Here is a 16,864-nt window from a genome sequence, read left to right on the forward strand (position 1 = left end):
CAGGGTGTCTGAGTCGGCGCCAGCGTTAGCGTCGGCATCGGCATCGGCATCGGCATCGGCGTCAGCATAAACGCCAACGCCAACGCCAACGTCAGACCGCGCGCTGCAACGCGGCGCGTCGTTCCCACAGCGCTGCCGCGACGAACGCGGCGACGCAGACGACCAGCACGCCGATCAGCGCGTTGCTGCCGAGTTGCTCCATCAACGCGCCGGCGACCAGCGGACCGCCGAAGCTCGCGGCGCTCCACGACGCCGACACGAGCGAGCTCGCGGTGACGAGCGCCGCGCCGCGAAAGCGTTCGCCGCACGCGACGAGCGACAGCGTGTAGATGCTGCCGGCCGCCGCGCCCAGCACGAACAGCAGCGGCCAGCATAGCCACGGGTTCGCGATCACGAACGGCAGCAGCGGCAGGCCTGCGAGCACGATCCAGCCGGCGCCGAGGTGCACGCGTTCGCGGCCGAGCTTGTCCGCGAGCCAGCCGATCGGGAACTGCATCGCGGTGTCGCCGAACAGCATGATCGACGCGAGCAGCACGGCGGTCGCGCTCGCAACGCCGTGATCCATCGCATAGAGCGGCAGCAGCGACAGCGCGAGCGTATCGAACAGCGCGAAGAAGCCCGTGCCGATGATCAGCGCGGGCATGCGCGGCAGTACGGCGAACCAGCTGTCGTGCGCTGCGTGATGTGCGTCGTCGCCGGCGAGCGGCGCGCGCCGGATCGTCGCGAGCGCCGGCAGCGCGAGCAGGAACAGCGCGCCGCACAGCGCGAAGCGGATGCGCGTCGCGCCGGCGATCTGGCTGACGAGCACCGGGCCCGTCATCTGGAACAGCGTGAAATTGGTCGCGTAGATCGCGACCACGCGGCCGCGTGTCGAGTCGTCGGCGAGCTGGTTGACCCATGCCTCGCCGATCGTGAACAGCAGCATCAGCGCCGCGCCGCACAGCACGCGCAGCGCACCCCACACGATCAGGTTCGACGTGAACTGCATCAGCGCGGTGGCCGCGGCGAGCAGCACGACCGACACGACGATCGCGCGGCGCGCGCCGATGCGCCGTGCGAGTGCGGTGACGAACGGGACGATCGCGAGACCGCCCAGGGCCTGCGCGGCCGTCAGCATGCCGACGACGTTGGTGCCGTGTCCGGCTTCGGTCAAGGCGAGCGCGGTGAGCGGCATCGTGGCGCCGGTGCCGAGACCGACCACCGCGACGCTGAGGATCAGCGCGAGGAAATCACGATTGAGAATGGCTTTCATCGGCCGCGATGCTACACCGTGGCCCCTGAAAGGTCCATGAAGGCCGTCAGGATCGAATGGGGTTGCGTGCGCAACGATCGCGGCGGCGCGCGGGCGCGGACGCGCGCCGTGCCGCCGCGCACGCGTCATACGTATCCGGTCGGCCCGCTCACCGGGCGGCGTTCGAGCGACGCCGACCACAGCGTGAGCGCGAGTGCGGCGACCGCCATCGCTGCACCGACCCACGGCAGGTTCACGAGCGACACGCCGGATCCGATCGCCATCCCGCCGAGCCAGGCGCCCGTCGCGTTGCCGAGGTTGAACGCGCCCTGGTTCAGCGTCGACGCGAGGTTCGGCGCGTCGCTCGCGCGATCGACGATCAGGATCTGCAGCGGCGGCACGATCGCGAACGCGAGGATGCCCCAGACGAAGATCGTCGCGAGTGCCGCGAACGGCAGGTGCATCGTGCCCGCGAACAGCGCGAGGACGATGCCGATCAGCGCGAGCGTCGCGATCAGCGACGGCATCCGGCGCCAGTCGGCGAGCTTGCCGCCGAGCGTGCCGCCGACGGTCAGGCCGAGACCGAACAGCAGCAGCACGTAGGTGACCTGGCGCGGCGAGAAGCCCGTCACGTCCTCGAGGATCGGCGTGATGTACGTGAACACGCTGAACAGGCTCGCCGACGCGAGCACGCTGATGCCGAGCACCATCAGCACCTGCGGGTGCTTCAGCACGCTGAATTCGCGCGTGATGCTGGTGTCGGGCATCGCGAGGTGCTTCGGCAGACACACCGCGAGCGCGGCGGCCGCGGCGATGCCGATGCCGGTGACGGCCCAGAACGTCGCGCGCCAGCCGTACGCCTGGCCGAGCGCGGTGCCGAGCGGCACGCCGAGCACGTTCGCGAGCGTGAGGCCGGTGAACATCAGCGCGATCGCCTGCGCGCGGCGGTTCGGCGCGACGAGGTTGCTCGCGACCACCGAGCCGATCCCGAAGAACGCGCCGTGGCAGAACGCCGTGACGACCCGCGCGGCCATCAGCACCGCATAGCCGGGCGCGATCGCGCAGAACAGGTTGCCCGCGATGAACAGCCCGATCAGGCCCATCAGCGCGCGCTTGCGCGGCATCTTCGCGGTGACGATCGCGAGGATTGGCGCGCCGATCGTCACGCCGAGCGCGTAGCCCGACACGAGCATCCCGGCGGCCGGGATCGATACGCCGAGGTCGCGGGCGACGTTGGGCAGCAGCCCCATGATCACGAACTCGGTGGTACCGATTCCAAATGCGGCGACGGCAAGGGCGAAAAGAGGTAATGGCATCGCGGTGGGCTACGGAAAAGGCCGCGGCCCGAGATCGGCGCGGCATGCGCGGAAGGGGCGAGGCGAGGAGATGTCAGCCGCGATTCTACTTCAGTGAAAACCCCTATGCTCGGGGTCAAAATGGTTGTTGCCGGCGTGCGACGGGTGACGGCCAAGGTGCGCCCAAAGTGTGGGATTTGGCGGTGCTCAGTGCTCAGTGCTCGGCGCTCGGCCAAGGCAAGGCAAGGGCGAGAGCGAGAGCGAGAGCGAGAGCGACGGGAGGCGTAATATCGGGTCGGAGCAAGACCGGCGAAGCGGCCGTTCCGCGCCTCGTGCATCCCGTCAGCGGTCGGACAGGGCGCCGGCGGGTGTCGAGCCGGAGCGGTCGTCCGCTGCGGCAACCTCGGGCGACGGCGATGATCCGCCGGTCGCGCCGGATGCTGCGTTGCCATCGGCGACCCCGGCCGCCGACGCATCCCAGCCGTTTTCGAACAGGCACGCCTCGATCGGCATCCGCGCGGCCCACCGCTCTTCCTCGAGCATCGGCTTCGCATAGAACGCGTCGACGTGCCCGACGCACAGCACGGCGATCGGCTTCGCGCCGGCCGGCATGCCGAGCAACGTGCGCAGCGCGTCGACATCGAACAGCGACACCCAGCCCATCCCGAGCCCTTCGGCGCGCGCGGCGAGCCACATGTTCTGGATCGCGCAGGCGGCCGACGCGAGGTCCATCTCCGGCAGCGTGCGGCGGCCGAACACGTGGCGCTCGCGGTCGTCGGTCAGCGCGACGACCAGCAGTTCGCCGCATTCGCGCACGCCTTCGACCTTCAGCCGCATGAATTCGTCCTGCCGCTCGCCGAGCGCGTCGGCGGTTGCGCGGCGCTCGGCCTCGACCAGCGCATGGATCGCGGTGCGCAGCGCGGGATCGGTGATGCGGATGAAGCGCCACGGCTGCATGAAGCCGACGCTTGGCGCGTGATGCGCGGCGCGCAGCAACCGCGCGAGCGTGGCCGGATCGACGGGCGCCGGCGTGAAGTGGCGCATGTCGCGCCGTTCGAAGATGGCGCGGTAGACCGCGGCAATGGCGGAGTCGTCGAAACGCATGAGCGGCAGAAGCAGGGGGGAGGTCGGCGCAACGATAGCAGACGCCGCGCGCGCGGCGTTACATCAGTCGAAATAAATTGACGAATCGTTGATGGATCGCGCGCGCTCAGGCGCCGCGCCAACGCTGCGCCACCGCCGTGCGGAACGACGCGCCTCAGCGCCCCGTCGTGACGACGTTGGTCGGCGTGCCGGCGTGCCACGCCTCGATGTTCAGCAGCGTCGTGTGCGCGATCTCGGCGAGCGCCTCGCGCGTGAAGAACGCCTGGTGCGACGTGACGATCACGTTCGGGAACGTCAGCAGGCGCGCGAGCACGTCGTCCTGCAGCGGCAGGTCGGAGTGATCTTCGAAGAAGAGGCCGCTTTCCTCCTCGTACACGTCGAGCCCGAGATGGCCGAGCTGGCCGCTCTTGAGCGCGTCGATCAGCGCCGGCGCATCGACCAGGCCGCCGCGGCCGGTATTGATCAGCATCGCGCCGTGCTTCATCCGCGCGAGCGTCTGCGCGTTGATCAGATGGTGCGTCGACGGCAGCAGCGGGCAGTGCAGGCTGATGATGTCGGCATGGTGCAGCAGTTCGTCCAGCTCGACGTAGCGCGCGCCGTACGCGATCAGCTCCTCGTCGTACGGCGGCATCGAGTGTGCGAGCACATGCATCCCGAAGCCCATCATGATCTTCGCGAACACGCGGCCGATCAGGCCCGTGCCGATCACGCCGACGGTCTTGCCGTGCAGGTCGAAGCCGAGCAGGCCGTTCAGCGAGAAGTCGCCTTCGCGCGTGCGTGCCACCGCGCGCGGCAGCCGGCGGTTGAGCGCGAGGATCAGCGCGACCGCGTGTTCGGCGACCGCATGCGGCGAATACGCGGGCACCCGCACGACCGCGATGCCGAGCCGCTCGGCGGCCGCCAGGTCGACATGGTTGAAGCCGGCCGAGCGCAGCGCGATCAGGCGCGTGCCGCCGTCGGCGAGCCGTTCGAGCACGGCCGCGTCGACGGTGTCGTTGACGAACGGGCAGACGACCTCATAGCCGTGCGCGAGGATCGCGGTTTCCGCGTCGAGGTGCGACGGCTGGAAGTGCAGCCGATAACCGAATGACCGATTGGCGGCGGTGAACGATTCGTCGTCGTACTGCCGGCTGCTGAACAGGATCACGCGCACGCTGCACCTCCGATGGCTGTCGCGTGCAGTTTACTGCAGGCCCGTCTGCCGGCCCGCGACGATCTCGGCGCGATCGGGCGTGTGCAGGAAGCCGTAGCCGGTCCGCTCGCGGGCCGCCTGCGCGCCGAAATGCTCGAGCGCATGCTCGACGAAGCTGCGCGTGCGGGCCGGCACGTACTGGCGGTTCGGGTAGACGAGCGACAGCTGCGCGTCCGGGTCGTCGATCCGGTAAGCGGGCAACAGCCGCACCAGCGTGCCGGTGGCGAGTGCGTCGGCGACGCTCGGCTCGGGCAGTACCGCGATGCCGGACCCGGCGACGGTTGCAGCGTGCACGAGCGCCAGCTGGTTGACCGTGCAGGTCGGGCGCACCGTGACCGAATGCGTGACGCCGTCGTGGCCGACCAGCCGCCACGCGGGCGCATGCTGGTGCGGCGCGAGCGCGACCCAGTCGTGGCCCGGCAGGTCGTCGGGTGCGCGCGGCTCGCCGCGCCGTTCGAGATAGGCGGGCGCCGCGCAGGCGACGAACGGGTTCGGCGTGAGCGCGTGGCCGATCAGCGTCGGGTTGCCGTCGAGCCGGTTGCCGGTCACGATGCCGACGTCGTAGCCCGAATCGAGCACGTCGAGCGGCCCCTCGGCGACGGTGAGCTGCACGCGCAATTCGGGGTAGCGGTGCCGGAAACTGCTGACGAGCGGCGTCAGCGCGAGCGGCGACAGCAGGCCCGACGCGACGACGCGCAGCGTGCCGGCCGGCTCGCGCACCGCGTGCGCGACGGATGCCTCGAGATGGTCGAATTCCTCGAGCAGCGCACGGCAGCCGTCGAGGTAGCGCAGGCCGGCCTCGGTCAGCGACAGGTTGCGCGTGGTGCGGTGGATCAACCGCGTGTTCAGGTGAGACTCGAGCATCGCGATCGAGCGCGTGACGAGCGCGTTGGACACGCCTAGATGGTGCGCCGCGCGCCGGAAGCTCTGCTGCTCGGCGACGCAGACGAACACACGCATGGTCTGAATCTGGTTCATGGCTCGCGAATTTCTGGCCCGGTTGATTGATTTTGGTTGGGATTTTTCGTCAAACGACCTGGAAAACCGTCGCGCAACCCCCGGGTCTCGTTCGTCTCGAAAAATCGGTTTTCGATTCTGCAGACGATTGTTCATTACGGAAGCGATATCGTCAACCTGAGAAAAGGGGCGGCTTGCGTAAAATCGAAATCGCGGGTATCGATTTAACGGATCGGCGGCGCTGGCATGCGCCTGGGTTAGTCCGGCGTGTATTCGGAAGGTCCGCCTTGTATTTTAATATTGCTCATATAAATCAATATGTTGATGCGGTCTGGATGCGACGTCGTGCGGTAATGGGTGAAATCGCCCACCAATAGATGCTGCGATAGTGGATGTTTTTGTGCCGGTCTGGTTTTCGTGTGCCGATGCCAGTCGCGCGATTTTTGTCGTGGTGACCGGTATTCCGGTAGATGCATGCGGCATGCTGAACTCGGGCGTCAGGATGCGCGTCTCAATATTGCCGGAGAAAATCGCGGGCATCGACCGTCCGTTGGAACCGTTTCGCATGCGGCCGGCAATGCCGCGGCAATACGAAACCCGGTCGTGCGGCGCGGGCGCGGCCGGCTGGCCCGGTCCGTCGACCGGGCCAGCGTCACGCTGTCCGGGCGCGCGTGCCTCTTGCGCACGGGCGCGGAACGCGGAATGATCGATCAGTTCGCCGTGCCGTGCGGCGAACGACGTCCGAGCGTTTTCTCCGTTCCTCTTTTACCAGCCATGTCCATCGATTACTCGCCGATTCCCTGTCCCGTCGTCGTGCCGCTCGACGCGATCCTGCCCGAAGAACCGCTGCTGATGATGGGGGCCGGCCCGGTCCCGATCCCGGCCGCCGTCGCGAAGGCGAACACGATCGTGATCAACCACCTCGGCGCGACGATGGCGAAGATCATCGAGCAGGTGAAGGAGATGGCGCGCTACGTGTTCCAGACCCGCACGAAGTGGGTGCTCGGCGTCGCCGGCCCCGGTTCCGCCGCGATGGAAATGGCGATCTCGAACCTCGCGTGGCGCGGCACGCGCGTGCTGTCGATCCGCAACGGCTTCTTCAGCGCGCGGATGGCCGAGATGGCCACGCGCGTCGGCGCCGACGTCGCCACGCTCGAAGTGGCCGACCGCTCGGTCGCGAGCCTCGACGAGATCGCGGACGCGATCGCGCGCGAGCGGCCCGAGATCGTCACGATCGTGCAGGGCGAGACGTCGAACACCGTGTGGAACCGCGAACTGCGCGACATCGCGGCGCTCGCGAAGGCGGCCGGCGCGCTGGTCGTCGTCGACGCGGTGTGCACGCTGTCGACGATGCCGCTCGAGATGGACGCGTGGGGCATCGATGCGGTGATCACGGGCGGCCAGAAGGGGCTGTCGTCGATTCCCGGCGTATCGCTGATCGCGTTCTCGGACGCCGCGTGGGACCGGATGAAGCAGCGTCCGGAACCGAACGCGCACTGGTGCCTCGACATGGCGCTCGCGGAGAACTTCTGGCACAACGCGGGCTACCACTACACGGCGCCGGTGTCGGGCGTGCTCGCGCTGCACGAGGCGCTGCGGCTCGTCTGCGCGGAGACGCTCGAAAGCCGCTTCGCGCGCCACCTGCGCTGCTCGCTCGCGTTGCAGGCGGGCGTCGAGGCGATGGGGCTCGCGCTCTATGCGCCGAAGGACTGCCGGCTCAACTCGGTGGTCGGGATCGAGACGCCCGAAGGGCTCACGCCCGGGATGGTGTGCGGCCATATCTCGAAGCAGTACCAGGTCGAGATCTCGGGCTCGTTCGGGCTGCCGATCGTGCGGATCGGGCAGATGGGCGAACAGTGCCGCGAACACAACCTGTTCCGCACGCTGCACGCGTTCGGCCGCACGATGATGGACCTGAAGGTGCCGGTGGACCTGCCGGCCGGCGTGGCCGCGCTCGAGCAGGAATTGTCGCAGCGGGGCGCGTAAGCAGGGAGACGGTGATGCGTGCCGGGTGCGCGCTGCGCCAGCCGGCACGTTGAAGGTGCGCGCGGGGCTCAGCCGCCCTGCATCGCGCGCCGGTACGCGTTCGGCGTCGTGCCGTGCGCGTCGCGAAAGCGATGGCTGAAGTGGCCGGCGTTCGCGTAGCCGCATTCGGCCGCGACCTGCGCGAGCGGCAGCGCCGTCGTGCGCAGCAGCAGGCGCGCCCGCGCGAGCCGCTGCTCGGCCACCCACGCGTGCGGCGCGCGGCCGAACGACAGCCGGAACATCCGCGAGAAGTGGTATTCGGACAGCGCGGCGACCTCCGCCAGTTCGCCGAGCGTCAGCGGCTGCGACAGGTAGCTGTCGATGTAGTCGCGCACGCGGCGGCGCACGGCCGGCGCGAGTCCGCCGCGGAATGGCACGTCGGTGCGCGTCGTGCTCTGGCCGCGCAGCAGCAGGCTCAATACGTCGTGCGCGGCCTCGTTCACGCGCAGCCGCCCGTCGGCATCGTCCCAGCGCTCCAGCGCGAGCGAACGGAATTGCGCCGCGACGCGCGCATCCTCGAAATAGGTGCGGTCGGCGAGCTTCAGCTCGCGCGGCTCGCGATCGAGTTCGCGGATCGCGCGCTGCGTGAAGTGCTCGGGCAGGAAGTACAGGTGGATGAAGTGCATCTCGCCGCGCACCCACCAGCGCGATTCATGGTCACCCGGCAGCGCGCACAGCAGGCTCGGCGCGCCGTAGCGCGGCACGCGTTCGCGCTCCGTCCGGTAGCCGCCGTCGAGATAGCACGACAGCGTGTGGTGGCCCGGTTGTTCGTAGATCGTCTCGCTTTCGTCGGTGATGCGCGTCCATTCGGCGATCGCGAGATGATCGCCGAGCCACGTGAAGCGCTCGAGCGTCGCGTTCGCCTCGGCGAGCGTGCGGCACACCGACTGCAGGCCGAACGGCATCGCACCGCCGGCAAGGGCGGCGGCGTGATCGGCGGGCGGGGCGTACAGGGGCGGACTCATGGTGCGACGAGTATAAGCGCGCGCGCGACGCGCCGTGCGGCCGCCCGAAAAAGACCGCAATTCCGGACAATCCGCGCGGGCGGGGCGGCGGCACAGTCTGAGTCCGTTTCACTCGTTTCGCTTCGTTGCCGCCATGAACCTGTCGCTTTATTTCGTCACCGTGCTGATCTGGGGCACCACCTGGATCGCGATCAAATGGCAGCTCGGCGCCGTGCCGCCGCCCGTGTCGATCGCGTGGCGCTTCTGGCTCGCGGCCGCCGTGCTGTTCGCGCTGCTGCGCGTGATGCGCCGGCCGGTGCGTCCGCCGCGCGAGGCGTGGCGCTACCTCGTCGCGCAGGGCTTCGCGTTGTTCTGCCTGAATTTCCTGTGCTTCTACTACTCGGAGCAGGTCGTGCCGAGCGGCCTCGTCGCGGTGATCTTCTCGACCGCGCCGCTCTTGAATTCGATCAACGGCCGGCTGTTCATGGGCCGCCCGCTGCGGCCGTCCGCGATTGCCGGCGCGCTGCTCGGGCTGACCGGCATCGCCTGCCTGTTCTGGCAGCAGATGGCCGGCCACCTCGACGATCACGCGACCTGGACGGGCCTCGCGATCGCGTTCGCGGGCACGATGTGCTTCTCGGCCGGCAACCTGCTGTCGAGCCGGATGCAATCGATGGGGCTGCATCCGCTCGCGACCAACGGCTGGGCGATGCTGATCGGCGCGGCGATCCTGACGGTCGGCAGTGCGGTGGCCGGGCTGCCGTTCATGATCGACCCGAGCCCGCGTTATCTCGGCGCGCTCGTCTATCTGGCCGTGCCGGGCTCGGTGATCGGGTTCACCGCGTACCTGACGCTCGTCGGGCGGATCGGGCCGGAGCGCGCGGCGTACTGCACGGTGCTGTTCCCGATCGTCGCACTGGCCGTGTCGACGGTCTTCGAGGGCTACCAGTGGTCGCCGCTCGCGGTGATCGGGCTGCTGCTCGTGCTGGCCGGCAATCTCGTTGCGTTCGACCTGACGCGCCGGTTGTTCCTGCGCATGGCTTGACCGGGGCATCAGGCACTCTTGCGCATTCGCGGAGACGGTGCTGCACGACGAAGTCGCCGATCTGGTGCTGGGCGGTTTCCCGCTCGTCACGACCGAGCTCGATCGCTACGTGCTTTCATTCGACGGTGCGCCGTTGGCCGTGGCCGTCCTGCATGGCTTGCCGCTGAAGAACCTTGGCGGCGACGGTGCGTTGTCGACGATCGTGCCGGACGACGTTCCGCAGCAGTGGTCGCTGGCCGTCCACCGGCATCAGCGGCGGGTCGACGGGTTCCTGTACATGTCCCGCCATCTGAACACGTCGGAAGCCCTCGTGCTCTTCGATCGTGCCGAACCCAAGCTCTCGCTCCGGGACGCCGTTCCGTTCCGGCGTCATCCTCAAGCCGTCCGCGTATTGCGCGACTTCAACGTGTTGCTGCGTTGAACGGTGTTGCGCGCGCGGCAGCACGACTCACGCCGCCGCGCTGCTCCCGGCGAGCCGCGCCTGCCGCTGGTACAGCACCATCGACAGCGCGACGCCGGCCGCCGCGGCCACCGCCGCGAACAGGAACACCTGCGGATAACCGAACGCACCGGCCACATAGCCGGCGAGCGGGCCCGTGATGCCGAGCGACAGGTCGAGAAACACCGAATACGCGGACAGCGCCGCGCCGCGGCTCGCCGGCGGGACGAGCGCCACGGCCTCGACGCCGAGCGCCGGGAAGATCAGCGCGAAGCCGAAGCCGGTCAGCGCGGCGCCGACGAGCGCGACGTGCGGCACGGGCGCGAGCCACAGCAGCAAGAGGCCCGAGCATTCGAACGCGAACGACACGATCGCGACGCGGAAGCCGCCGTGAGTCTTGATCGTGTTCGCGAACAGCAGCCGCGCGCCGATGAACAGCGTGCCGAACACGGTCAGCGACAGCGCGGCGTTCGGCCAATGGCGCGCCGCGTAGTACAGCGTGACGAAGGTCGCGATCGAGCCGAAGCCGGCCGAGCCGAGCGCGAGGCCGAGACCGTGCGGCAGTACGCGCGTGAACACGCTCGCATACGACATCCGTTCGCCGTGCACGAGCGGCACGGAAGCGATCAGGCGCGCGAGATAGAAGCCGATCGCGGCGAGCGCGATCACGATTACGCCGATCAGCGCCGGATTCAGCGTGTGCGCGATCGCGACGCCGACCGGCGCGCCGAGCGCGAGCGCCCCGTAGGTCGCGATGCCGTTCCACGAGATCACCTTCGCGTTGTGCGCGACGCCGACCCGCCCGATGCCCCACAGGATCGCACCGGTGCCGCACAGGCTCTCGCCGACGCCGAGCACGAGCCGGCTCGCGACCAGCAGCACGAGGCTCGCGACCGGCCAGTGGGCCAGCAGCAGCGCGACGAGCAGCAGCACGCCCGACACGCCGCAGCCGATCAGCCCGCGCAGCACCGTCTGCTTCGGCCCGAGCGTATCGGCGAAGCGCCCGGCGAGCGGGCGCGACGCGAGCGTCGCGAAATACTGGACGCTGATCGCGCCGCCCGCGACGATCGCGGAAAAACCGAGGTCGTCATGAACGAAGCCCGGCAGCACCGCGAGCGGCAGGCCGATGGTCAGATAGCAGATGAACGTGAAACAGACGACGGACACGATTTGCAGCGTGACGGCAAACCCGCTGCGCGGCGGTGTGGCGGAATCGGTTGACATGGGGTCGGATCGAATGGGCGAAACGGAGCGGAAAGCGGCGAAAAACGGAATCGGGATTTTCCCATGGAACCGGTTTTCACGCAGGTACCATTTAGTTAATCGCGACCCATTTTCATCATCGAAGAATGGCCGACGGGGCGCTGCGGGCAGGCCGGAACCCAGGCCGGGCAAGGCGCCCGACGCCTGCCGGGCGGCCGCGGCGCGCATATCGCGGCAGTTATATGGGCCCCATGCGTGATGGGCTATGGGTTGCGGAATTTGACGGTGATAGCGTGCAAACTGTCAGAGAAACGTCGGTCGAGCGCCCCGCGCAGGCCGCCTTGCCCCCACCGGAAGAACGATAGAGACATGAGTGAGCCGATCCGCTTCTACCATCGTCACGCGGTCCGCGAAGTCAGCGGCGCGGACGTCACCCGCACTGTGCTGCAGTACCTGCGCGAGGATGCGCACTGCACCGGCACCAAGGAAGGCTGCGCGGAAGGCGACTGCGGCGCGTGCACGGTCGTCGTCGGCGAGCTGACCGACACGGGTACGGTCGCGTTCAAGGCCGTCAATGCCTGCATCCAGTTCCTGCCCACGCTCGACGGCAAGGCGCTGTTGACGGTGGAAGACCTGCGCCAGCCGGACGGTTCGCTGCATCCGGTGCAGCAGGCGATGGTCGATTGCCACGGCTCGCAATGCGGGTTCTGCACGCCCGGTTTCGTGATGTCGATGTGGGCGCTGTACGAGAAGCACGGCCATGAAGGCTGCGCCGGCACGTGCGCGAAGGCGAAGGACGTGCCGACGCGCACCGAGATCGCCGATGCGCTCACCGGCAACCTGTGCCGCTGCACCGGCTATCGCCCGATCGTCGATGCGGCCGTGCAGATGTTCGGTGCGCCGGCGCCGACGGCACCGGTCGATACGGCCGCGCTGGCCCGCACGCTCGCGTCGCTCAAGCGTGACGACACGTTCGACTACACGACGCGCGACGGCGCGCGCTTCGCCGCGCCGCGCACGCTCGACGCGCTGGCCGCGCTGAAGGTCGAGCGCCCGGATGCACGGCTGCTCGCCGGCAGCACCGACATCGGCCTGTGGGTCACCAAGCAGATGCGTCGCCTCGACGACCTGATCTACGTCGGCCAGATCGCCGAACTGCGGACCGTCGTGCACGGCGACGACTGGATCGAGATCGGCGCGGGCGTGACGGTCGAGGACGGCTATGCGGCACTCGCCGGCACGTATCCGGAACTGACCGAAATGTGGAAGCGCTTCGCGTCGCTGCCGATCCGCAACGCGGGGACGATCGGCGGCAACGTCGCGAACGGCTCGCCGATCGGCGACTCGATGCCGGGCCTGATCGCGCTCGGCGCGCGGGTCGTGCTGCGCGGCGGCGACACGGTGCGCGAGCTGCCGCTCGAGGCGCTCTACACCGGCTATCAGCAAAAGGACATGGCGCCGCACGAATTCGTCGTCGGCCTGAAGGTGCCGACCCGCACCGGTGCGCGCGCGAAGCTGCAGTTCCGCACCTACAAGCTGTCGAAGCGCTTCGACTCCGACATTTCGGCGGTGTGCGCGGCGTTCGCGTTCATCGCGGACGGCGAGCTGATCCGCGAGCCGCGCATCGCGTTCGGCGGGATGGCCGCGACGCCGAAGCGCGCGACGCATACGGAGAGCCTGCTCGACGGCGCGCAGTGGCACGAAGCCACCGCGCAGGCCGCGATGCAGGCGCTCGAGCGCGACTACCAGCCGCTCACCGACATGCGTGCGACGAGCGCGTATCGCCTCGATACCGCGAAGAACCTGATGTACCGATTCTGGCTGGAGACGCGCCCGCACGACCCGCTGCCGCCGCAGGCGCTGAACGTGCGTGAAGTGGCCGCCGAAGTTGCCAACGACGCGGCGCGCGTCTGACGAGGGAGAACACCGAACATGAACCAGCAGGCAGAACCGTTCCTGAACACCCTCGACCCGCAGGCCGACGCCGCGCAGGTGCACGTCTCGCGCGCGCACGAATCCGCGCACCTGCACGTGAGCGGGCGCGCGACCTACACCGACGACATCCCGCTCGTCGCGGGCACGCTGCATGCGGCGCTCGGGTTGTCCGCGAAGCCGCACGCGAAGATCGTGTCGATGAACTTCGACGCGGTGCGCGCGACGCCCGGCGTGGTCGCCGTGTTCACGGCCGACGACATCCCCGGCGTCAACGATTGCGGCCCGATCATCCACGACGATCCGGTACTCGCCAAAGGCATCGTGCAGTTCGTCGGCCAGCCGATGTTCATCGTCGTCGCGACGTCGCACGAAACCGCGCGGCTCGCCGCGCGCCGCGCGCAGGTCGACTACGAGGAGCTGCCCGCGATCCTGACCGCGCAGGAAGCGCGCCAGGCCGAAACCTATGTGATCCCGCCGCTGAAACTCGCGCGCGGCGACGCGGCCGCGCGGCTCGCCGCCGCGCCGCATCGCGAGTCGGGCGAGATGCTGCTCGGCGGCCAGGAGCAGTTCTACCTGGAAGGGCAGATCGCGTACGCGGTGCCGAAGGACGACGACGGGATGCACGTGTACTGCTCGACGCAGCACCCGAGCGAGATGCAGCACCTCGTCGCGCACGTGCTCGGCGTCGCGTCGCACAACGTGCTGGTCGAATGCCGCCGGATGGGCGGCGGGTTCGGCGGCAAGGAATCGCAGTCGGGCCTGTTCGCATGCTGCGCGGCGCTCGCCGCGTGGAAGCTGCTGTGCCCGGTGAAGCTGCGTCCGGACCGCGACGACGACATGATGATCACCGGCAAGCGGCACGACTTCCATTACCGCTTCGACGTCGGCTACGACGACGACGGCCGCCTCGACGGCGTCGCGCTCGACATGACGTCGCGCTGCGGCTTCTCGGCGGACCTGTCGGGCCCGGTGATGACGCGCGCGGTGTGCCACTTCGACAACGCGTACTGGTTGCAGGACGTCGCAATCGCCGGCTACTGCGGCAAGACCAACACGCAGTCGAACACCGCGTTCCGCGGCTTCGGCGGGCCGCAGGGCGCGTTCGCGATCGAGTACATCCTCGACGACGTCGCGCGCGCGCTCGGCCGCGATCCGCTCGACGTGCGCTACGCGAACCTGTACGGCAAGACCGAGCGCAACGTGACGCCTTACGGGCAGACGGTCGAGGACAACGTGCTGCACGAACTGCTCGGCGAACTCGAGTCGACGAGCGACTACCGCGCGCGGCGCGCGGGCGTGCGCGAATTCAATGCACGCAACACGGTGCTGAAGAAGGGCATCGCGCTCACGCCGGTGAAGTTCGGCATCGCGTTCAACGTCACGCACTTCAACCAGGCCGGCGCGCTGGTGCACATCTACACCGACGGCTCGGTGCTCGTGAACCACGGCGGCACGGAGATGGGGCAGGGGCTCAACACGAAGGTCGCGCAGGTCGTCGCGCACGAGCTCGGCATCCGCTTCGGCCGGATCCGCGTGACGGCGACCGACACGAGCAAGGTCGCGAACACGTCCGCGACGGCTGCGTCGACGGGCTCCGACCTGAACGGCAAGGCCGCGCAGGATGCGGCGCGCCAGCTGCGCGAGCGCCTTGCGGCGTTCGCGGCGAAGCAGTTCGGCGACGGCAAGGTCGATGCGGCCGACGTGAAGTTCGGCAACGACTTCGTGTGGATCGGCGGCGCGAGCGTGCCGTTCGGCGAGGTGATCGCGAAGGCGTATCTCGCGCGCGTGCAGCTGTGGTCCGACGGCTTCTACGCGACGCCGAAGCTGTACTGGGATCAGTCGAAGCTGCAGGGCCGGCCGTTCTACTACTACTCGTACGGCGCGGCCGTGTCGGAGGTCGTGATCGACACGCTGACGGGCGAGATGCGCACGCTGCGCGTCGACGCGCTGCACGACGTGGGTGCATCGCTGAACCCGGCGCTCGACATCGGCCAGGTCGAAGGCGCGTTCATCCAGGGAATGGGCTGGCTCACGACCGAGGAGCTGTGGTGGAACAAGGGCGGCAAGCTGATGACGCATGCGCCGTCCACGTACAAGATCCCGACGGTCAACGACACGCCGCCCGAATTCAACGTGCGGCTGTTCCAGAACCGCAACGTGGAGGACAGCATCCATCGTTCGAAGGCCGTCGGCGAACCGCCGCTGCTGCTGCCGTTCTCGGTGTTCTTCGCGGTGCGCGACGCGATTGCCGCGGTCGGCGACTACCGGGTGAATCCGCCGCTCGACGCGCCGGCCACCGGCGAGTCGATCCTGCGCGCGATCACTGCGGTGCGTGCTGCGCGCGCCGGTCAGGCAGGTTGAGATGAACGGGCCTGCACGTTCGTTTCGCACCGCGACGACCCCGGCATTCGCGCAGGGTACCGGCCAGCGCAACCGCGCGACCGGTACGTCCGCGCCGATGCACATCGTGCTGTTCGGCGCGGGGCACGTCGGCCATGCGCTCGTCACGCTGCTCGGCGCATTGCCGTGCGTCGTGCAGTGGGTCGATACGCGCGACGAGCTGTTCCCGGACGAATGTCCGCCGAACGTGCAGCCGGAGCCGACCGACATACCCGAGGCCGTCGTCGACGCGGCGCCGCCCGGCGCGTACTTCCTCGTGATGACGCACAACCACGCGCTCGACTTCTCGCTCGCCGCGCAGATCATGCGGCGGCGCGACTTCGCGTACTTCGGGATGATCGGTTCGCGTACCAAGCGCGTGAAGTTCGAGCGCCGGCTCGCCGCGCGCGGCGTCGATCCGGCGCGGCTCGCCGAGATGGTGTGTCCGATCGGCGTCGCGGGCATCGTCGACAAGGCACCCGGTGCGATCGCGGTGGCCGTCTGCGCGGAACTGCTGCAGGCCCGCTCGGGCATGCCGGTGGCCGACGCGAAGGCGGCTGCGGCGGAGCGCTTGCGCGACGACGCGCGTTGCGCGCGGTAACGATCAGGGGCGGCACGCCCGACCCACGTCCGCGCGTTTTTGCCTACACTGCACGGATTGCGCGGCAGCGGGCCGCGCGTCCTTTCGTGCAGGCACCATGTCCGATCATCAGGTCTATCTCGATGCGCTCGATGCGAGCCTCGTCGTCATCGAGCGCTGGCTGTCCGGCGCCGATACTTCCCCCGCGGCGCTCGATGCGCTGCTCGCGCCTTTCTCCGCCGAATTCACGATGATCATGACCGACGGTCGCGCGTTCGACCGCGACGACACGCGCGCGCTGTTCGCGAAGCTCGGCGGCGCGAAGCCGGGGCTGCGCATCACACTGTCGGACATCCGCGTGCTCGCGGCAGACGCGTCGCATGCGGTGCTCACCTATCTTGAAGCGCAGCAGGCGGCGTCGGGCGAACTGCCCGCGCGTCGCGCGACCGCCGTGTTCGCGCGCGACGCGGCAGGCGTCGTGCGCTGGACCCATCTGCAGGAAACCTTCTGCACGGCCTGAGCGGCCACGCCGCGT

General features: G+C 68.9%; 15 protein-coding genes. 7 read left to right on the top strand and 8 right to left on the bottom strand.

What is annotated here, in order from left to right; translation table 11 throughout:
- Positions 1-91: 91 nt before the first annotated feature.
- The 6 genes from DID98_RS26240 to DID98_RS26265 all read right to left on the bottom strand — a co-directional run bounded on the left by DID98_RS26240 (position 92) and on the right by DID98_RS26265 (position 6,319).
- Positions 92-1,252 carry an MFS transporter gene (locus tag DID98_RS26240; protein WP_124571661.1) on the bottom strand — a complete coding sequence of 387 codons (1,161 nt, stop codon included), beginning with the start codon at positions 1,250-1,252 and terminating at the stop codon, positions 92-94.
- A 125-nt stretch (positions 1,253-1,377) separates the two neighbouring features.
- On the bottom strand, positions 1,378-2,547 hold the full coding sequence (locus tag DID98_RS26245; protein WP_124551394.1) for an MFS transporter: 1,170 nt from the start codon (positions 2,545-2,547) through the stop codon (positions 1,378-1,380).
- Between the two features lie 321 nt (positions 2,548-2,868).
- Entirely contained in the window at positions 2,869-3,630 is a 762-nt protein-coding gene (bluB, locus tag DID98_RS26250) for a 5,6-dimethylbenzimidazole synthase (protein WP_124571662.1), read from the bottom strand.
- A gap of 154 nt (positions 3,631-3,784) precedes the next feature.
- The gene (locus tag DID98_RS26255; protein WP_124522820.1) at positions 3,785-4,783 is read right to left on the bottom strand and encodes a 2-hydroxyacid dehydrogenase; all 999 of its coding nucleotides are present in this window, start codon (positions 4,781-4,783) and stop codon (positions 3,785-3,787) included.
- A gap of 30 nt (positions 4,784-4,813) precedes the next feature.
- Positions 4,814-5,800 (bottom strand): LysR family transcriptional regulator, encoded by a 987-nt coding sequence (locus DID98_RS26260; protein ID WP_124571663.1) that lies wholly within the window; start codon positions 5,798-5,800, stop codon positions 4,814-4,816.
- A 273-nt stretch (positions 5,801-6,073) separates the two neighbouring features.
- Positions 6,074-6,319, bottom strand: coding sequence for a hypothetical protein (locus DID98_RS26265; RefSeq protein WP_124571664.1), 246 nt, complete (start codon positions 6,317-6,319; stop codon positions 6,074-6,076).
- 234 nt (positions 6,320-6,553) lie between these two features.
- Between DID98_RS26265 and DID98_RS26270 the strand changes: the two genes are divergently transcribed.
- The gene (locus DID98_RS26270) at positions 6,554-7,765 is read left to right on the top strand and encodes an alanine--glyoxylate aminotransferase family protein (RefSeq protein ID WP_124571665.1); all 1,212 of its coding nucleotides are present in this window, start codon (positions 6,554-6,556) and stop codon (positions 7,763-7,765) included.
- A gap of 68 nt (positions 7,766-7,833) precedes the next feature.
- Here the strand turns inward: DID98_RS26270 and DID98_RS26275 are convergent, their stop codons facing one another.
- Positions 7,834-8,769 (bottom strand): AraC family transcriptional regulator, encoded by a 936-nt coding sequence (locus DID98_RS26275; protein ID WP_124522823.1) that lies wholly within the window; start codon positions 8,767-8,769, stop codon positions 7,834-7,836.
- A gap of 133 nt (positions 8,770-8,902) precedes the next feature.
- Here DID98_RS26275 and DID98_RS26280 point away from each other — a divergent pair, with 133 nt between their 5' ends.
- Both DID98_RS26280 and DID98_RS26285 read left to right on the top strand, forming a co-directional pair.
- Complete coding sequence (locus DID98_RS26280; protein WP_124571666.1) at positions 8,903-9,793, top strand: DMT family transporter; 891 nt, start codon at positions 8,903-8,905, stop codon at positions 9,791-9,793.
- A gap of 7 nt (positions 9,794-9,800) precedes the next feature.
- The gene (locus tag DID98_RS26285; RefSeq protein ID WP_260428112.1) at positions 9,801-10,214 is read left to right on the top strand and encodes an RES family NAD+ phosphorylase; all 414 of its coding nucleotides are present in this window, start codon (positions 9,801-9,803) and stop codon (positions 10,212-10,214) included.
- Between the two features lie 27 nt (positions 10,215-10,241).
- On the opposite strand, the gene DID98_RS26290 is transcribed toward DID98_RS26285, so the two are convergent.
- Positions 10,242-11,456, bottom strand: coding sequence for an MFS transporter (locus tag DID98_RS26290; protein WP_124571667.1), 1,215 nt, complete (start codon positions 11,454-11,456; stop codon positions 10,242-10,244).
- A gap of 348 nt (positions 11,457-11,804) precedes the next feature.
- Between DID98_RS26290 and xdhA the strand changes: the two genes are divergently transcribed.
- From xdhA to DID98_RS26310, 4 genes are all read left to right on the top strand, one after another.
- A complete protein-coding gene (gene xdhA, locus DID98_RS26295) occupies positions 11,805-13,349 on the top strand; it encodes a xanthine dehydrogenase small subunit (RefSeq protein ID WP_124571668.1) in 1,545 nt (514 codons plus the stop codon).
- An 18-nt stretch (positions 13,350-13,367) separates the two neighbouring features.
- Positions 13,368-15,731 carry a xanthine dehydrogenase molybdopterin binding subunit gene (gene xdhB / locus DID98_RS26300; protein ID WP_124571669.1) on the top strand — a complete coding sequence of 788 codons (2,364 nt, stop codon included), beginning with the start codon at positions 13,368-13,370 and terminating at the stop codon, positions 15,729-15,731.
- Position 15,732: 1 nt separating this feature from the next.
- Positions 15,733-16,350 (top strand): xanthine dehydrogenase accessory protein XdhC, encoded by a 618-nt coding sequence (gene xdhC, locus DID98_RS26305; protein ID WP_124571670.1) that lies wholly within the window; start codon positions 15,733-15,735, stop codon positions 16,348-16,350.
- Between the two features lie 97 nt (positions 16,351-16,447).
- Complete coding sequence (locus DID98_RS26310) at positions 16,448-16,849, top strand: polyketide cyclase (RefSeq protein WP_044844123.1); 402 nt, start codon at positions 16,448-16,450, stop codon at positions 16,847-16,849.
- Positions 16,850-16,864: the final 15 nt, after the last annotated feature.

The organism is Burkholderia sp. Bp8984 (genome assembly GCF_003853755.1).
Lineage (GTDB): Bacteria > Pseudomonadota > Gammaproteobacteria > Burkholderiales > Burkholderiaceae > Burkholderia.

What these genes read in the sequence shown, in the direction of transcription:
- DID98_RS26240 (WP_124571661.1), bottom strand. Translation starts at nt 1,252, where the DNA reads ATGAAAGCCATTCTCAATCGTGATTTCCTCGCGCTGATCCTCAGCGTC.
- DID98_RS26245 (WP_124551394.1), bottom strand. Translation starts at nt 2,547, where the DNA reads ATGCCATTACCTCTTTTCGCCCTTGCCGTCGCCGCATTTGGAATCGGT.
- bluB (WP_124571662.1), bottom strand. Translation starts at nt 3,630, where the DNA reads ATGCGTTTCGACGACTCCGCCATTGCCGCGGTCTACCGCGCCATCTTC.
- DID98_RS26260 (WP_124571663.1), bottom strand. Translation starts at nt 5,800, where the DNA reads ATGAACCAGATTCAGACCATGCGTGTGTTCGTCTGCGTCGCCGAGCAG.
- DID98_RS26265 (WP_124571664.1), bottom strand. Translation starts at nt 6,319, where the DNA reads ATGCCCGCGATTTTCTCCGGCAATATTGAGACGCGCATCCTGACGCCC.
- DID98_RS26270 (WP_124571665.1), top strand. Translation starts at nt 6,554, where the DNA reads ATGTCCATCGATTACTCGCCGATTCCCTGTCCCGTCGTCGTGCCGCTC.
- DID98_RS26275 (WP_124522823.1), bottom strand. Translation starts at nt 8,769, where the DNA reads ATGAGTCCGCCCCTGTACGCCCCGCCCGCCGATCACGCCGCCGCCCTT.
- DID98_RS26280 (WP_124571666.1), top strand. Translation starts at nt 8,903, where the DNA reads ATGAACCTGTCGCTTTATTTCGTCACCGTGCTGATCTGGGGCACCACC.
- DID98_RS26290 (WP_124571667.1), bottom strand. Translation starts at nt 11,456, where the DNA reads ATGTCAACCGATTCCGCCACACCGCCGCGCAGCGGGTTTGCCGTCACG.
- xdhA (WP_124571668.1), top strand. Translation starts at nt 11,805, where the DNA reads ATGAGTGAGCCGATCCGCTTCTACCATCGTCACGCGGTCCGCGAAGTC.
- xdhB (WP_124571669.1), top strand. Translation starts at nt 13,368, where the DNA reads ATGAACCAGCAGGCAGAACCGTTCCTGAACACCCTCGACCCGCAGGCC.
- xdhC (WP_124571670.1), top strand. Translation starts at nt 15,733, where the DNA reads ATGAACGGGCCTGCACGTTCGTTTCGCACCGCGACGACCCCGGCATTC.
- DID98_RS26310 (WP_044844123.1), top strand. Translation starts at nt 16,448, where the DNA reads ATGTCCGATCATCAGGTCTATCTCGATGCGCTCGATGCGAGCCTCGTC.